This is a genomic window from Morganella sp. GD04133, assembly GCF_029835375.1.
In the GTDB taxonomy this organism is placed as follows: Bacteria; Pseudomonadota; Gammaproteobacteria; order Enterobacterales; family Enterobacteriaceae; genus Morganella; species Morganella morganii_B.
On the sequence record NZ_JAODZS010000001.1, the window covers coordinates 187255 to 201375 of the forward strand.

Annotated in this window: 16 protein-coding genes; 3 read left to right on the forward strand and 13 right to left on the reverse strand. The window is 52.9% G+C overall.

Annotated features, from left to right (window positions below; translation table 11 throughout):
* Nucleotides 1-33: 33 nt before the first annotated feature.
* The 4 genes from rpoS to surE form a co-directional block, all read right to left on the reverse strand.
* Nucleotides 34-1026, reverse strand: coding sequence for an RNA polymerase sigma factor RpoS (rpoS, locus tag N7387_RS00820; RefSeq protein ID WP_279796130.1), 993 nt, complete (start codon nt 1024-1026; stop codon nt 34-36).
* A 49-nt stretch (nt 1027-1075) separates the two neighbouring features.
* Nucleotides 1076-2194, reverse strand: coding sequence for a murein hydrolase activator NlpD (gene nlpD, locus N7387_RS00825; protein WP_262864390.1), 1119 nt, complete (start codon nt 2192-2194; stop codon nt 1076-1078).
* 141 nt (nt 2195-2335) lie between these two features.
* On the reverse strand, nt 2336-2962 hold the full coding sequence (locus N7387_RS00830) for a protein-L-isoaspartate(D-aspartate) O-methyltransferase (RefSeq protein ID WP_274370376.1): 627 nt from the start codon (nt 2960-2962) through the stop codon (nt 2336-2338).
* Nucleotides 2959-3720: a 5'/3'-nucleotidase SurE gene (surE, locus tag N7387_RS00835; RefSeq protein WP_279796131.1), complete on the reverse strand. Its 762-nt coding sequence runs from the start codon at nt 3718-3720 to the stop codon at nt 2959-2961. Before surE ends, N7387_RS00830 begins: the two co-directional genes overlap by 4 nt.
* A 165-nt stretch (nt 3721-3885) precedes the next feature.
* On the opposite strand from surE, the gene N7387_RS00840 reads away from it, so the two are divergent.
* Nucleotides 3886-4281, forward strand: a complete 396-nt coding sequence (locus tag N7387_RS00840; RefSeq protein ID WP_279796132.1) for a DUF5329 domain-containing protein — start codon at nt 3886-3888, stop codon at nt 4279-4281.
* Nucleotides 4282-4344: 63 nt separating this feature from the next.
* On the opposite strand, the gene truD is transcribed toward N7387_RS00840, so the two are convergent.
* The 5 genes from truD to N7387_RS00865 form a co-directional block, all read right to left on the reverse strand.
* Nucleotides 4345-5391: a tRNA pseudouridine(13) synthase TruD gene (truD, locus tag N7387_RS00845; protein ID WP_279796133.1), complete on the reverse strand. Its 1047-nt coding sequence runs from the start codon at nt 5389-5391 to the stop codon at nt 4345-4347.
* On the reverse strand, nt 5388-5867 hold the full coding sequence (ispF, locus tag N7387_RS00850; protein ID WP_025154391.1) for a 2-C-methyl-D-erythritol 2,4-cyclodiphosphate synthase: 480 nt from the start codon (nt 5865-5867) through the stop codon (nt 5388-5390). Before ispF ends, truD begins: the two co-directional genes overlap by 4 nt.
* Nucleotides 5867-6643, reverse strand: a complete 777-nt coding sequence (ispD, locus tag N7387_RS00855) for a 2-C-methyl-D-erythritol 4-phosphate cytidylyltransferase (protein ID WP_262883794.1) — start codon at nt 6641-6643, stop codon at nt 5867-5869. The genes ispF and ispD overlap by 1 nt, the downstream gene beginning before the upstream one ends.
* Before the next feature lie 26 nt (nt 6644-6669).
* Complete coding sequence (ftsB, locus tag N7387_RS00860; protein ID WP_262861416.1) at nt 6670-6984, reverse strand: cell division protein FtsB; 315 nt, start codon at nt 6982-6984, stop codon at nt 6670-6672.
* A gap of 81 nt (nt 6985-7065) precedes the next feature.
* Nucleotides 7066-8844, reverse strand: coding sequence for a flavodoxin domain-containing protein (locus N7387_RS00865; protein WP_279796134.1), 1779 nt, complete (start codon nt 8842-8844; stop codon nt 7066-7068).
* 198 nt (nt 8845-9042) lie between these two features.
* On the opposite strand from N7387_RS00865, the gene queD reads away from it, so the two are divergent.
* Complete coding sequence (gene queD / locus N7387_RS00870) at nt 9043-9405, forward strand: 6-carboxytetrahydropterin synthase QueD (protein WP_279796135.1); 363 nt, start codon at nt 9043-9045, stop codon at nt 9403-9405.
* Here the strand turns inward: queD and queE are convergent, their stop codons facing one another.
* On the reverse strand, nt 9406-10077 hold the full coding sequence (gene queE / locus N7387_RS00875; RefSeq protein ID WP_279796141.1) for a 7-carboxy-7-deazaguanine synthase QueE: 672 nt from the start codon (nt 10075-10077) through the stop codon (nt 9406-9408).
* 149 nt (nt 10078-10226) lie between these two features.
* Between queE and N7387_RS00880 the strand changes: the two genes are divergently transcribed.
* A complete protein-coding gene (locus N7387_RS00880) occupies nt 10227-11588 on the forward strand; it encodes an amino acid permease (RefSeq protein ID WP_279796136.1) in 1362 nt (453 codons plus the stop codon).
* A 65-nt stretch (nt 11589-11653) separates the two neighbouring features.
* Here the strand turns inward: N7387_RS00880 and N7387_RS00885 are convergent, their stop codons facing one another.
* From N7387_RS00885 to N7387_RS00895, 3 genes are all read right to left on the reverse strand, one after another.
* Nucleotides 11654-12049 (reverse strand): hypothetical protein, encoded by a 396-nt coding sequence (locus N7387_RS00885; protein WP_262883792.1) that lies wholly within the window; start codon nt 12047-12049, stop codon nt 11654-11656.
* A gap of 14 nt (nt 12050-12063) precedes the next feature.
* Nucleotides 12064-13251 (reverse strand): FAD/NAD(P)-binding oxidoreductase, encoded by a 1188-nt coding sequence (locus N7387_RS00890; RefSeq protein ID WP_279796137.1) that lies wholly within the window; start codon nt 13249-13251, stop codon nt 12064-12066.
* A gap of 141 nt (nt 13252-13392) precedes the next feature.
* The coding region (locus tag N7387_RS00895) for an endonuclease/exonuclease/phosphatase family protein (RefSeq protein ID WP_347815218.1) at nt 13393-14121 on the reverse strand (729 nt) is incomplete at its 5' end.

Here is a 14121-nt window from a genome sequence, read left to right on the forward strand (position 1 = left end):
TAACTGCGCTGAGAACGCTGTTTTACGGATCACTCAGTTAAACAGTGAATTCTCACACAACCCGTGGTTATGCAGGATATCTTTCAGGCGGCGTAAACCTTCCACCTGAATCTGCCGCACACGTTCGCGGGTCAGACCAATCTCGCGTCCGACATCTTCCAGCGTCTCCGCCTCATAGCCCAGCAAACCAAAACGGCGCGCCAGTACCTCCCGCTGCTTCGGATTCAGTTCATACAGCCATTTCACAATGCTCTGCTGCATGTTGTTATCCTGCAGCCGGTTTTCCGGTGTGACATCATTTTCATCAGACAGAATATCCAGCAGTGCTTTGTCGGAATCCGCCCCCACCGGGATATCCACGGAGGTGATGCGCTCATTCAGACGCAGCATACGGCTGACATCATCTACCGGTTTATCCAGCTGTTCGGCAATTTCTTCCGCTGTCGGTTCATGATCCAGCTTTTGTGCCAGTTCACGGGCGGTACGCAGATAAACATTCAGTTCTTTGACAATATGAATCGGAAGACGGATGGTGCGGGTCTGGTTCATGATAGCCCGTTCAATCGTCTGACGGATCCACCATGTGGCATAGGTAGAAAAACGGAAGCCTTTCTCGGGATCAAATTTCTCCACCGCGCGGATCAGCCCGAGGTTGCCCTCTTCGATCAGATCAAGCAGCGCCAGCCCCCGGTTACTGTAGCGGCGGGAAATTTTAACCACCAGACGGAGGTTACTTTCAATCATACGCTGGCGCGCTGCGGTATCACCCCGCAGGGCGCGCCGTGCAAAAAAGACTTCTTCTTCTGCGCTGAGCAGCGGTGAAAAGCCTATCTCACCAAGATAAAGCTGAGTAGCATCCAGGACACGCTGGCTGACACTCTGCACGAACTCAATGTCCGGGCCGGGATCGTCAGATTCACTTTCCTCTGCCAGCTGTTTCTCATCAAACAGCTCTTCATCTTCATTCTGCCCGGCGGCAAAATCTTCGTCGTATAACTCGTTAGCGTTCAGTGGATTACGGCTCATCAGCTTGCTCCTACCCCGATAATTCAGGCAGAACACGCTGTTCTGCCGTTTATCGCTGCGGTAAGTACTGCAGCGGGTTGACTGATTTTCCCTTGTAACGAATTTCAAAATGTAATCTGACAGATGTGGTTCCGCTGCTGCCCATCGTGGCAATTTTCTGACCCGCTGCGACGTCCTGCTGATCTTTAACCAGGATGGAATCGTTATGCGCGTAGGCTGTCAGGAAATCATCATTGTGCTTGATGATGACCAGATTGCCGTAGCCGCGTAACGCGTTACCGGTATACACCACTTTACCCGGCGCTGAAGCAAAAACAGGCTGTCCACGTGTACCACCGATATCAATACCCCGGTTACCGCTGGTAGGTCCTGTGTAGTTGGAAATGACTTTGCCTTCCGCTGGCCAGCCCCATTTAAAGGAACCACTATTTACGGCGGCAGGCGCGCTGGTTGTTGTTGCCGGTGCGGTAACGGCGGCCGTTGTTGCTGCTGTGGCAGCGGCAGTGCCGTTATTCGCTTTTGCCTGTGCGGTGACCTGAGATGAGAGCATCTTACCGCCGGCCGGTTTAGCGCCTGCTGATTCAGAATACGCATTAGTTGGTTGAGAATCAACCACCCTGTTTTGCGGAGTATTCCTATTTGTCGCGACCTGAGTTCCGCTGCTGACCGGTGCAACATTACCACCGCCATTGCCTAACCGGATCACCTGCCCTTCGTTCAGGCTGTACGGTTCAGGAATATTATTCTGTGCTGCCAGTTCACGGAAGTCAGATCCTGAGATATAAGCAATGTAAAATAAGGTATCACCGCGCTGAACCGTATAGGTATTTCCGTTGTAGCTGCCTTTCGGGATCGCATCATAATTACGGTTGTACTGAATCCGGCCACTGTTGCCGGTCTGCACACCGGCAGAACGCGGCTGCTGCACACTCCGGCTGACCGGTTGTGTATTATTGGCAGAACTGAGCTGAGGACGTACCGGCATCGGTGTCGACACAGATGAGTTGTTATTATCATTACCTGCTGTCATTACCGGTGCACTGCTGCTCTCTTCCACACTGCTGATTGGTGCGGCATGATACGGCGTTGAGCACCCGGCCAGAACTGTGCTCATCAGTGACCCAATTGCAACCCATCGTATTGTTTTCATAGGGTTTCTTGAGTTCATATTCCTTCTCCCGAAACTGGAAATAGTGCGAAAACGGACAATCAGAAAGTCACCACGCAGCCGCAGACCGCATGGCAGGATTGTATTATTAAAACAGATACTAAGCGAAATGAAAAAGTCTTGTTACCAAAATAGCCATTTTTATCCCAGATCCCCGTGAACCAGGGGAACAAACCGGACAGTTCCGATCGATTGGGTATGAAAGTCATTGCCCCGGCGGCGGATCAGTTTGAGCATCTGCTGCTGTTCCCCCACCGGTATCACCATCCGGCCGTTATCCGCCAGCTGGCTGAGCAGCGCGGGGGGGATATCGCTGGCGGCAGCGGTGACAATAATACCGTCAAACGGACCACGGGACGACCAGCCCTCCCAGCCGTCACCGTGACGGGTGGAAATATTATGCAGATCAAGCTGTTTAAAACGGCGTTTGGCATGCCATTGTAACCCTTTCACCCGCTCAACAGAGTAAACATGCGCCGCCAGGTGTGCAAGGATCGCCGTCTGATAGCCGGATCCGGTGCCAATCTCCAGCACATGCGCCTGCGGAGCCGGTTCCAGCAGTTCTGTCATTTTCGCCACCATAAACGGCTGAGAGATAGTCTGACCGCAGCCAATCGGCAGCGCGGTGTTGTCGTATGCTTTGTGTGTCAGCGCCTCATCGACAAAATTCTCCCGCGGGACAGCCGCCATCGCCTGTAACAGACGTTCATCGCGTATCCCGGCCTGACGTAACTGTGTCATCAGATCCTGTACCACCCGGCGGATCATTCCTGTATCACCCCTGCTTTTTGTAACCAGTCTTCTAATTTGTCCTGCACACTGTAGGCGGTCAGATCAACATGCAGCGGCGTGACAGAGACATAACCTGCATCCACCGCCGCAAAATCGGTATCCGAGCCGGTGTCCAGTTTCTCCCCCGGAGGACCGAGCCAGTACAGCGGATTCCCTTTCGGATCCATCTGCGTATAAACCACATCCGGTGCCCGGCGGGTTCCGCAGCGGGTCACTTTCATTCCTTTTATCTCACTGAGCGGGATATCCGGCACATTCACGTTCAGAATATTACCGGCCCGCAGCGGCACCTGCTGTAACATAGTCAGCAGACGGCAGGTAATTTCTGCCGCCGTATCATAATAGGTTTCGCCGTTCAGGGAGACCGCAATTGCCGGTAATCCCAGGTGACGACCTTCCATTGCCGCCGCAACCGTACCGGAGTAAATCACATCATCCCCGAGGTTCGGGCCGCAGTTAATGCCGGAAACCACAATTTCCGGACGCGGGCGCATCAGCAGATTAGCACCGATATAAACGCAATCCGTCGGCGTGCCTTCCACCAGCGCAATATCGCCATTCTCGTGAATCACCGTACGCAGCGGGCGATCGAGTGTCAGCGCGTTGGATGCCCCGCTGCGGTTGCGATCCGGAGCAACCACCTGCACATGGTAAGTACGCCGCAGCGCCTCAGATAATGTCCGGATCCCCGGCGCACTGACGCCATCATCATTACTCACCAGAATTTTCAGCACAACGGTATCCTTTTTTGTCAGCAGCAGCGCATTTATCACGTTAAAAAACTATTTTATCAAGTTAGCCGCGATAAAAAAGGGTTATAACAGATTTAGTCTGATTGCTTTTTTCATATTCACCTGCATGATACTGCTATTATTATTTATCACCGAAAGGATTTCTGCATGGCTATCTGCCGGCGAATTACCGCAACCCTGTTCACCGCACTGGCTGCCGGACTGCTTCTGGTCTCAGAGGCATTTGCGCTGTCACCTCAGGAAGAGACCAGAGTGGAGAATCTGCTGACTGCCGTCGGGAAGCAGGAACAGCTGACTTTTATCCGCAACGGCAGTGAGCATAATGCCGCCGACGCGGAATCACATCTGCGCCTGAAATTAAGCAAAACGAAAAAACGTCTGAGCACCGCAGAACAGTTTGTGGATAAAGTGGCATCCGGCTCCTCCATCAGCGGTAAACCGTATCAGGTGAAACTGCCGGGCAAAGATCCGGTGGATGCAAAAATTTATCTGACAGCGTTACTGGCAGAAACAGACAAGGCCACCGCAGCAAAAGCTAAATAAAAAACGGAACAAAAAAGGGGCGGAAATTATTCCGCCCCTTTTTTATGTTAATCAGTCAGTTGATTATTCACTGAATTCCGCGGCCTGATCCGCTTCCAGCTCAATAATTTCGCGGATAACACTGGTGGCGAAACTGCCGGCCGGCAGGAAAAAGGACAAACGAACGGTTTCATCATCCATCCATTCAGATGTGAAATGTTCCGGATACAGCATCAGCGCACGACGGGCATTATCTGCCCCCTCTGTCGCCGCCAGTTGCCACAGAGACTGCCATGGTGCCAGCTGTTCCGTTTCAAACGCCAGTGCCGCATCCTGAGAGCCCAAATCGCCCTTACCCGGTAACGGCGCTGTAATGCGCAGTTCACGGTTATCCAGACGCTGCTGCACATCCGCCAGTTCATCCGCCTGAACCGCAAACCAGCTGCCGCGACCGGCGAGTTGTACCGCATCACCTTGCAATACGGTTGCCTGAAGATGTTGTGTCAGACGGGCATCTGCCACCGCGTTAAACATGGCACTGCGGGCGGCAGAAAGATAAAAACCGCGTTTGCTGCGATCTTTTACACTGATTTCACCGTCAGCCCAGCGCCGGGCGAAATACAGATTCTGACCGTTGCGTCCGAAACGCTGCTCACCGAAATAATTCGGCACCCCGGACTGTGCAATCTGCTGCAGACGCTGTTCTGTCGCGGCGCGATCGCTGATCCGGCGCAGCACAATAGTAAACTGATTACCTTTCAGCGCGCCGATCCGCAATTTGCGTTTCTGGCGGTTAACTGCCAGCACTTCGCAGCCTTCAAGCTGCATCTGTGTGAAATCGGGTGTTTCTTTTCCCGGCATCTGCAGACAAAACCACTGTTCGGTGACCGCATGACGATCTTTCAGCCCGGCGTAGCTGACAGCACGGGCGGCGATTTTCGCGAATTTCGCCAGTTCTTCCGCCACAAACCGCGTGTTACAGCCGGTTTTACGGATACGGACCATCACATGTTCGCCGTCGCCGTCCGGTTCAAACCCCAAATCCTCCTGCACCAGAAAATCTTCCGGCTGTGCTTTCAGCACGCCGGTGGCTGCCGGTTTACCGTGGAAATAGCTGACCGGGAGACTCATGCTTCAACCTTCACAAGCAGCGCCACCGCCTCACAGGCGATCCCCTCTTTGCGGCCGGTGAAACCGAGTTTCTCGGTAGTGGTAGCTTTCACATTGATGTCATCCATATGACACTGCAAATCTTCCGCCAGATTCACCCGCATCTGCGGGATATGCGGCAGCATTTTCGGTGCCTGAGCGATAATGGTGACATCCAGGTTGCCCAGTCTGTAGCCCTTTTCCTGAATACGGCGGAAAGCTTCGCGCAGCAAAACGCGACTGTCCGCGCCCTTATAGGCCGGATCGGTATCCGGGAATAATTTGCCGATGTCGCCCAGTGCCGCCGCACCCAGTAATGCATCAGTCGCCGCATGCAGCGCGACATCACCGTCGGAATGCGCCAGTAATCCCTGTTCGTAAGGAATGCGGACGCCCGCAATCACAATCGGGCCTTCGCCGCCGAAGGCATGAACATCAAAACCGTGTCCGATTCTCATCATGTTGTCTGTTCCTTATTGTTATTGGACAGGTAGAACCCGGCAAGTGCGAGATCTTCCGGCTGTGTGACTTTAATATTATCCGCGCGGCCGGGCACCAGCAGAGGCTGATAGCCGCAAAACTCCAGTGCGGACGCTTCATCGGTGATCACGGCCTGCTGAGACAGCGCCTGTTGCAGACAGGTACGCAGCAGATGAAGCGGGAAAAATTGCGGGGTCAGGGCATGCCACAACTGTGTGCGCTCAACAGTATGATCAATACCGGTATACCCGGCAGATGCCACACCCCGCTTCATGGTATCGCGTACCGGTGAGGCCAGAATCGCCCCCTGCACGCGGTTATCTGTCTGTGTGTCTGACATCACGGCCAGCAGCCGGTTCAGATCCGCAAGTTGCAGACAAGGACGCGCAGCATCATGCACCAGCACCCAGCTGTTTTCCGGGGTATGCTCCGCCAGATAATCGAGACCCGCCAGAACAGAATCCGCCCGCTCACCACCGCCGGTAACAGTGCGGATGCGGGGATGTCGTGCGACCGGTAATGTACTGAACACCGTATCCTGCGGATGCAGCGCCACCACCACCTGTGTGATACGCGGGTGTTCCAGCAGAATAGCGAGGGTATGTTCCAGAATGGTTTTTCCGGCAATTGTCAGGTATTGCTTGGGGCATTCGCACTGCATGCGGGTACCGGTACCGGCGGCCGGGATCAGCGCGGTGACCGGAGCATCATCAGAAATACCGGATAAGTCCGGTGCCGGTTGTGCGCCGGTCATTGCGGAAGAAAGTAGTGTCATAGCGGTTAGTTACTGCGACTTTGTGACTGCGCGTTCTGCTGTGTCCGTTTTTCGGACAGGATACGGTAAAAGCTTTCACCGGGCTTGATCATGCCTAATTCACTGCGGCCGCGCTCTTCGATAGCCTCGAGCCCGTCATTCAGATCGCCGATCTCAGCAAATAACTGTTCGTTACGGGCTTTGAGCTTCGCATTTACCTGTTCTGATGCAACAACATCTTCACTGACCTGTACATAGTCGTGAATACCGTTTTTCCCTAACCACAATGAATATTGCAGCCAGCCCAGAATAACTAAAAGTAATAGCGTCAGTTTGCCCATCACCGCCCCCGAAAAGATCGGCTAATCTTCCCATAAGATCGGCGCAGATGCTACTGTTCCGTCCGTTATTCAGACAGAAGATCAGTAAACATCCCGCTGATAACGTTTCGCTGTCCGTAATCCGTTCAGAAAAACCTGAGCCTCTTCTGCGGACATCGCCCCTTCACTGCGGATAATCTCCAGTAATGCGGTATCCGTGTCTTTTGCCATCCGGAAAGCATCCCCGCACACATAAATGTATGCGCCCTGCGCCAGCCAGCGCCAGACGGTTTCCCGCATTTCAGACAGCTTATCCTGCACATAAATCTTTTGCGGCTGATCCCGCGACCAGGCGGTTGTCAGTTGCGTCAGCACGCCCTGACGCACAAAGTCTGTCAGCTCTGCCTCATACAGAAAATCACTTTTTTCATGCGGATTGCCGGTAATCAGCCAGTTTTTTCCGCCGGATTGCTGAGCCGCCCGCTGCTGAAGAAAAGCGCGGAACGGTGCAATACCGGTGCCCGGCCCTATCATAATCACCGGTTTTTCCGGGTCATCCGGCAGGCGAAAGTGATCATTATGCTCAATAAAACAGGCAACCGTATCCCCGGGCTGTAACTGATGCGTCAGGTAACGGGTTGCCGCACCGTAGCGGGTGCGCCCGTCCGTCTGGTATTCCACCACCCCGGCGGTCAGATGCACCTCATCCGGCGAGACCAGCGGCGACGAGGAGATAGAATAAAGGCGCGGCATCAGCGGCGGCAGGCAATCCACCCAGGCCTGTGCGGAGGTTTGCACGGCAAACTCACGAACCATATCCGCCACCGGTCTGCGCTGTGCATACGCCGTCAGCTGCTGCGGATCCGCAATCATATCCAGCAGTTCCGGCGCGTTACTGAGGCGGGCGTAAGCTGCCACAACCGGTGCGCTGTTGATGGTCAGCTCACACTGCGTCAGCAGGGCTTCACGCAGTGAATACGATTTTCCTTTCAGCGTGACGCGCTCAGTGCCGTCAAACCAAAGCAGTCCCAGCAGCTCACTGACCAGCTCCGGGCTGTTTTCCGGATACACACCCAACGCATCACCGGTCTGATACCGCAACCCGGTGCCGCGGATATCCAGGGCAATCTGACAGACATGCTTTTCCGACTCCTCTGCCGTCAGGCGCACAGCGCGACGCAAAACCGCAGACTGTGGTTTATCACGCCGGTGCGGCTGTGAATCAATCTGCACCACGGCATTGTGAGCCAAACGGCTGAGCCTCTCCGCATCTGCCGGCGGTGTCAGGTTCAGCAGCTCAGGGAGTAACTGAGAGATCCAGTTATCTGCAGTGGCCTGATAATCACTGTCCGCCTCGGCACGCGGCAGGATCCGCTGCGCCCCGAGAGCATGCAGGCGGTTATCAAAATGCTTTCCGGCCTGACAAAACTGCGGATACGCCCGGTTGCCCAGCGCCAGCACCGCATAACGGGTTCCTGTCAGCAACGGTGCCTGAACAGAATGAAGAAAATGGAACAGCGGCAGGGCTTCTTCCGGTGCGTCTCCATCCCCGGTAGTGGCACAGATAAGCACCACCAGCGGTGATTCCGGAAATCCGGAAAGAGAGAGATCCCCGGCATTTACCAGACGCACGGCCCGCTGCGCACTGAACAGCTGATCCCGCAGGGATTCCGCCACCCGCCGGGCGTTACCGGTCTGGGATGCCGCAATCAGCAGAATATCGGCCGGTTCCTGTCCCGCCGCAGACGGCATTGCCGCTGCCCGTTCACGGCACCAGGCCGACAACCAGTTCAGCTGTTGCGGTGTCAGTGTATTAAGTAAGGGTTGCAGGTGCTGCCAGTCAGGCGCGGCGAGCGGAGAGGTTGAGGTCGGCGATGTCATAGTAAACCCGGTAAATGAGTGTATCCGTTATTATTCTGACGTTCCAACATAGAGAAAAGCACCGGTTTTGTCGATGGAAAATCACCGGATACATCTGTTATTAATTCGTCACTTTGCTGTTTTTTGGTAACATTTTCACTGAATATTGCGTAAAATGACGCTTTTATTACGCCATACCGTCATTATCCGGAGAGAGTTATGAGCACCACGATTTTTAAAGAGTTCCAGTTTGAAGCCGCCCACCGCCTGCCGCATGTCCCGGAAGGCCATAAATGCGGGCGTCTGCACGGGCATTCCTTTCTCGTCCGCCTGGAGCTGAGTGGTGAGGTGGATGCACATACCGGCTGGCTGCTCGACTTTGCTGAGGTCAAACAGGCGTTTAAACCGATTTATGACCGTCTGGATCATCACTATCTCAATGAGATCCCGGGGCTGGAAAACCCGACCAGCGAAGTACTGGCAGAGTGGATCTGGCAGCAGACCAAACCGCTGCTGCCGATGCTGAGTGCCGTGCTGGTCAAAGAGACCTGTACCGCAGGCTGTGTTTACCGCGGTAAATAATCAGGCAATATTGAGATATTTGTGAGTCTGCATCGAGAAACGCCAGTTACGCGCGATGCATGTCTCAATGCAGAGCGCAGTGGCAGCCGGTTTCTGACTGATCGGCTGCAACGCCACCACCGGCTGTTTACCCCCCGGCAGTTTCGCCAGCAGTAAATCCAGTTCATCAATATCCCGCTGTCGCCCGACCGGATGTTTGACTTCATCAGCCCGCAGCAGTGAAGGCGTCAGTACATCATAACCCCCGCGCATATTCACTTTCGGGGATATTGTCACCCAGGTTTTCTCACTGCACTGCACCGGTTGTGTGCCGCTGGTTTCAATCTGGCACTGATAACCCCGCGCTTCCAGCGCTGCCGTCAGCGGTCGCAAATCGTATAAGCACGGTTCACCGCCGGTGATCACCACATGCCGGGCCGTATAACCTTTCGCCTCAAACTGCATAATAATGCTGTCTGCATTCAGAGAAGCCCAGTGGTCGTCCTCCTCTGTTTTATTCATCATGTCTTCTGCTGAACAGGCTTTTTCCGGCAGCTGTTCCCAGGTATGTTTGGTATCGCACCAGCTGCACCCGACCGGACAGCGCTGTAAGCGGACAAAAATGGCCGGAACGCCGGTAAAAACCCCTTCGCCCTGCAATGTCTGAAATATTTCGTTAATAGGGTATTGCATCACTCATTTGTTCCTTACGTTTAGAACCGTATTATTGCAGATAATTATCCCGTCAGCATGACTCTTTATGTTAAAGTACTGGGTTGACTCTGACCGCGTTTCACATCAGTAAAAACGCTGCTCATCACGACAGCGACAGGATTAAATACATGAAAGAAAATAATACGGCGCTACGACGGGGGCTTACAGGGCGGCACATCCGCTTTATGGCTCTCGGATCGGCGATAGGCACCGGCCTGTTTTACGGCTCGGCAGCCTCTATTGAGCAGGCGGGTCCTGCTGTTCTGCTGGCCTACCTTATCGGGGGTGCGGCAGTCTTTATGGTGATGCGTGCGCTGGGCGAAATGGCAGTCCACCATCCGGTACCGGGTTCATTTTCACAATATGCCAGCCATTATATGGGGCCGCTTGCCGGGTTTCTCACCGGCTGGAACTATGTTTTTGAAATGCTGATTGTCTGTCTCGCGGACGTCACCGCCTTCGGCTTCTATATGAAGCTCTGGTTCCCGGATGTCGATCAGTGGATCTGGGTGCTGGGGATCGTGTGTTTCATTGGCGCGCTGAATTTATGTCACGTGAAGATATTCGGTGAGATGGAGTTCTGGCTCTCGATTGTCAAAGTCACCGCGATTATCGCCATGATTGTCGGCGGCGCGGCGATTATGCTGTTCGGCTTCGGCCAGGAAACCGCACATCCTACCGGTATCAGTAACTTATGGGAATTCGGCGGCTTTATGCCGAACGGAATAAGCGGGGTGATAGCCTCACTGGCCATTGTGATGTTCGCCTTCGGCGGTATTGAAGTTATCGGCATCACCGCCAGTGAAGCACAGAACCCGGAAAAAACCATTCCGAAAGCGATCAACGCAGTACCGCTGCGTATTCTGCTGTTCTATGTGCTGACACTGTTTATCCTGATGTGTATCTTCCCGTGGAACCAGATCGGCCATAACGGCAGCCCGTTTGTGCAGATTTTCGAGAAACTGAATATCTCTTACGCGGCCAATATTCTGAACCTGGTCGTGATCACTGCCGCCGTCTCTGCGATTAACAGTGATATCTTCGGCGCAGGCCGGATGATGTACGGCATGGCGCAGGAAGGTCAGGCACCGAAGTCCTTTATGAAGCTCACCAAAAACGGTGTACCGTGGATGACGGTTCTGGTGATGAGTGCAGTTCTGCTGATCGGTGTGGTTCTGAACTACCTGATCCCGGAAAAAATCTTCATTATTATCGCCTCTATCGCTACCTTCGCGACCGTCTGGGTCTGGCTGATGATCCTGTTATCACAAGTGGCAATGCGCCGGAAGATGAAACCGGAAGAGGTCAAAACCCTGAAATTCCCGGTACCAATGTGGCCGGTGGCACCCGCTCTGACCATCGCCTTTATGGTCTTTGTGATTGCGCTGCTGGGTTACTTCCCGGATACACGTGTGGCACTGATAGTGGGAATTGCCTGGGTGGTCATTCTGACTGTCGGTTATTTTGCCGGTGTGAAAAAACGGGTATAGACAGCTCACTGTTCTGAAAACACGAAACCGGGTGAATACAACACCCGGTTTTTTTATGTCCGGTATCAGGGTTCGCTATCGATACGCTGAATACGGGAGCCCATAATCTGTAACGTTCTGAGTACCATATTAATGCCTTTGAGCGTGTCCTGATCTTTCAGTAATTTATAGGTATTGCGGAAATTGTACTTTTCATCACTGTACATCATTTCCATTTTGGCCTTGTTCAGCGCCAGCCCGCTTTCCCACAATAATGCGATACCCGATTCCGTATTATCCGCCAGTTTATTGACCTCATTCTTGCCGATAATATCGACCAGATCCGAGACCAGCGACAGCAGATCGATCACATTGTCAAAGCGGTTCAGCTGCATTAACACCGCCAATTTTTCCGCTGTCTCTGCGGATAATTCGGGTTTTGGTGCAGCAGCGTGTTCATTCATCTGTTCTGTTGCAGACATTGCAGTTTCCTCCGTTATACCAGACCGCGAACGGTTGACCAGTAGAGCCCGCGGTTAAAACCGGTGCGCAGCAGACCGCCCAGTTTTGTTGCCGGTGTCGGTAACACATCATGCTTATAATCATACTGGAGCGGCATCCCCGCATTCAGTCCCATCTGCGCGACCGCCTGAACCCGTCCGTCATAAATGGCGGTGGTATAGCCAAAACGCATCTCGCCGATAATGTTATCCACCACGACGGTTGACTGGTTATGACAGCTGCCCGCTGCTTTACTGATCGGCAGATCCACAGTATCCCCGAGGACATACACATTTTTCAGCCCGTACACCTGCAACGTTTCCGGATCTGTCGGCAGCCAGCCCTCTTCCGGGTCGCCGTCGGATAATCCGGTATTGCGTACCGATTCCACCGCAGAAATCGGTGGCGTACCTATCAGCAGATCAAACGGCTGCTCTTCCCCCTCTTTGGAGTAGGCAATTTTCTTTTCCGGACAGACTCGCTCCAGGGTAAAACCGCGCTGAGCCTGAATATTGCGCTCCTGAAAGACCGCCGGCAGAACTTCACAAACATCTTTCTGCATAAACAGACAGTTACGCAATAACTGAGACACGGTCGGATAGGTATAAACGATTTCGATATCCTGGCGGACACGGCGCTGACGGAAATAATCATCCAGCATCAGCGTGGTTTCCATCGGTGCGATACCGCACTGGTGAGGCACATTCGGGGTATTCGGGAAAGAAACGGTAATAAAAATCCGGCCTTTTTCGAATTTTGCCAGCTTTTCAGCCAGCTGGCGGGCAGGTTGATACTGATAGAAATGGTCGGCGGCTTCTTTCATTCCGGAGATCCGGTCGGGTCTCGGCTGGCAACCTGTCGCGATCACCAGATAGTCATATCCGTATTTGGTTCCGCTTTTTCCCTGCAGCATCTGTGATGCAAAATCAAAATGCTCCACACGATCATGAATGAACTGAATTTCGGGACGAAGCAGAGAGCGTTGTGACTTCCGTAATTCTTCTTTCAGATACAGATTAAAGGCCACATACATAAACGCAGGTTTATAATAGTGCCATTCACTGTCTGAAATCAGGACAACTTCCACTTTCTTCTGATAAATATCATTTAACAGCTTTCTGGTCAGAATATTTGCGACCATCGTGCCGCCGGCACCGCCACCAACAATAACAATACGCTGCATTTAGTTTCTCCGTTTAATTATTTAACATTAAAATTAAATAAATAACACATAACATCAACACAGAGTTAACTATAGCAGTTAGTTAATCACTACTGTTTATATAATTTATATTTATATATTATTTTTTTGATACAAGCCGAATTATTGAAATTCGGCAATCAAAGGATGGTGATCCGACGCATCTGTCTGCATAACATCCGATAAAACCAGCTTAAATCCGCGATAAAACAGATAATCCAGCGGGTGACCAAATGCTTTGGTACGGATATCATGCGGAAACAGCACTTCTTTCAACCCCTGAGCGCGGGCAAAACGTTTCAGGGCATTCATTCGCTGTCTGCTCCAGGCATTAAAATCACCGCCGAGGATCACCGGCCCGATATGGCAGCGGATCTGAGAGCCAACCGTATTCAATTGACGCCGGTAAACATCCACACCAAAACTGAAATTAATAGCATGGACATTAATTACCATCAGCTGACGCCCGTCCGGCAGTGGATATACCGTGACTAATGCCGATTTCGGCAGGCGCAATAAGGGTTCTTTCTGCTGCAACGGACAGCAATAGATTGGATGAGACGTTGCCAGTGTCATCACACCGGAAGGATGCTGCTGAAAATGCAGCGCAGGAACCTGATCAGCAACCAGCTGATGTTTTCCGGCCAGGCTGACCAGCTCAGGAGAAGGTTGTGCTTCCTGAAGCAGCGCCAGTTGGGTGTCATGCAGAATACGATCAAGGGTTTTGCGCCAGTCAGGACGCTGTTGCTTATAGATATTCCAGACCACAACGCGGATAGTTTGCTCCGGTGCAGATAATGGTAAACCAACCGGTAATCCGTTACCCAGCATGTCAGCCGACATGGGACGGAT

Coding starts and splice junctions, on each gene's coding strand:
- N7387_RS00830 (WP_274370376.1), bottom strand. CDS start 2,962: ATGATCCGCCGGGTGGTACAGGATCTGATGACACAGTTACGTCAGGCC.
- N7387_RS00885 (WP_262883792.1), bottom strand. CDS start 12,049: ATGTCTGCAACAGAACAGATGAATGAACACGCTGCTGCACCAAAACCC.
- queD (WP_279796135.1), top strand. CDS start 9,043: ATGAGCACCACGATTTTTAAAGAGTTCCAGTTTGAAGCCGCCCACCGC.
- ftsB (WP_262861416.1), bottom strand. CDS start 6,984: ATGGGCAAACTGACGCTATTACTTTTAGTTATTCTGGGCTGGCTGCAA.
- ispD (WP_262883794.1), bottom strand. CDS start 6,643: ATGACCGGCGCACAACCGGCACCGGACTTATCCGGTATTTCTGATGAT.
- N7387_RS00880 (WP_279796136.1), top strand. CDS start 10,227: ATGAAAGAAAATAATACGGCGCTACGACGGGGGCTTACAGGGCGGCAC.
- rpoS (WP_279796130.1), bottom strand. CDS start 1,026: ATGAGCCGTAATCCACTGAACGCTAACGAGTTATACGACGAAGATTTT.
- N7387_RS00890 (WP_279796137.1), bottom strand. CDS start 13,251: ATGCAGCGTATTGTTATTGTTGGTGGCGGTGCCGGCGGCACGATGGTC.
- queE (WP_279796141.1), bottom strand. CDS start 10,077: ATGCAATACCCTATTAACGAAATATTTCAGACATTGCAGGGCGAAGGG.
- truD (WP_279796133.1), bottom strand. CDS start 5,391: ATGAGTCTCCCGGTCAGCTATTTCCACGGTAAACCGGCAGCCACCGGC.
- ispF (WP_025154391.1), bottom strand. CDS start 5,867: ATGAGAATCGGACACGGTTTTGATGTTCATGCCTTCGGCGGCGAAGGC.
- nlpD (WP_262864390.1), bottom strand. CDS start 2,194: ATGAACTCAAGAAACCCTATGAAAACAATACGATGGGTTGCAATTGGG.
- N7387_RS00865 (WP_279796134.1), bottom strand. CDS start 8,844: ATGACATCGCCGACCTCAACCTCTCCGCTCGCCGCGCCTGACTGGCAG.
- N7387_RS00840 (WP_279796132.1), top strand. CDS start 3,886: ATGGCTATCTGCCGGCGAATTACCGCAACCCTGTTCACCGCACTGGCT.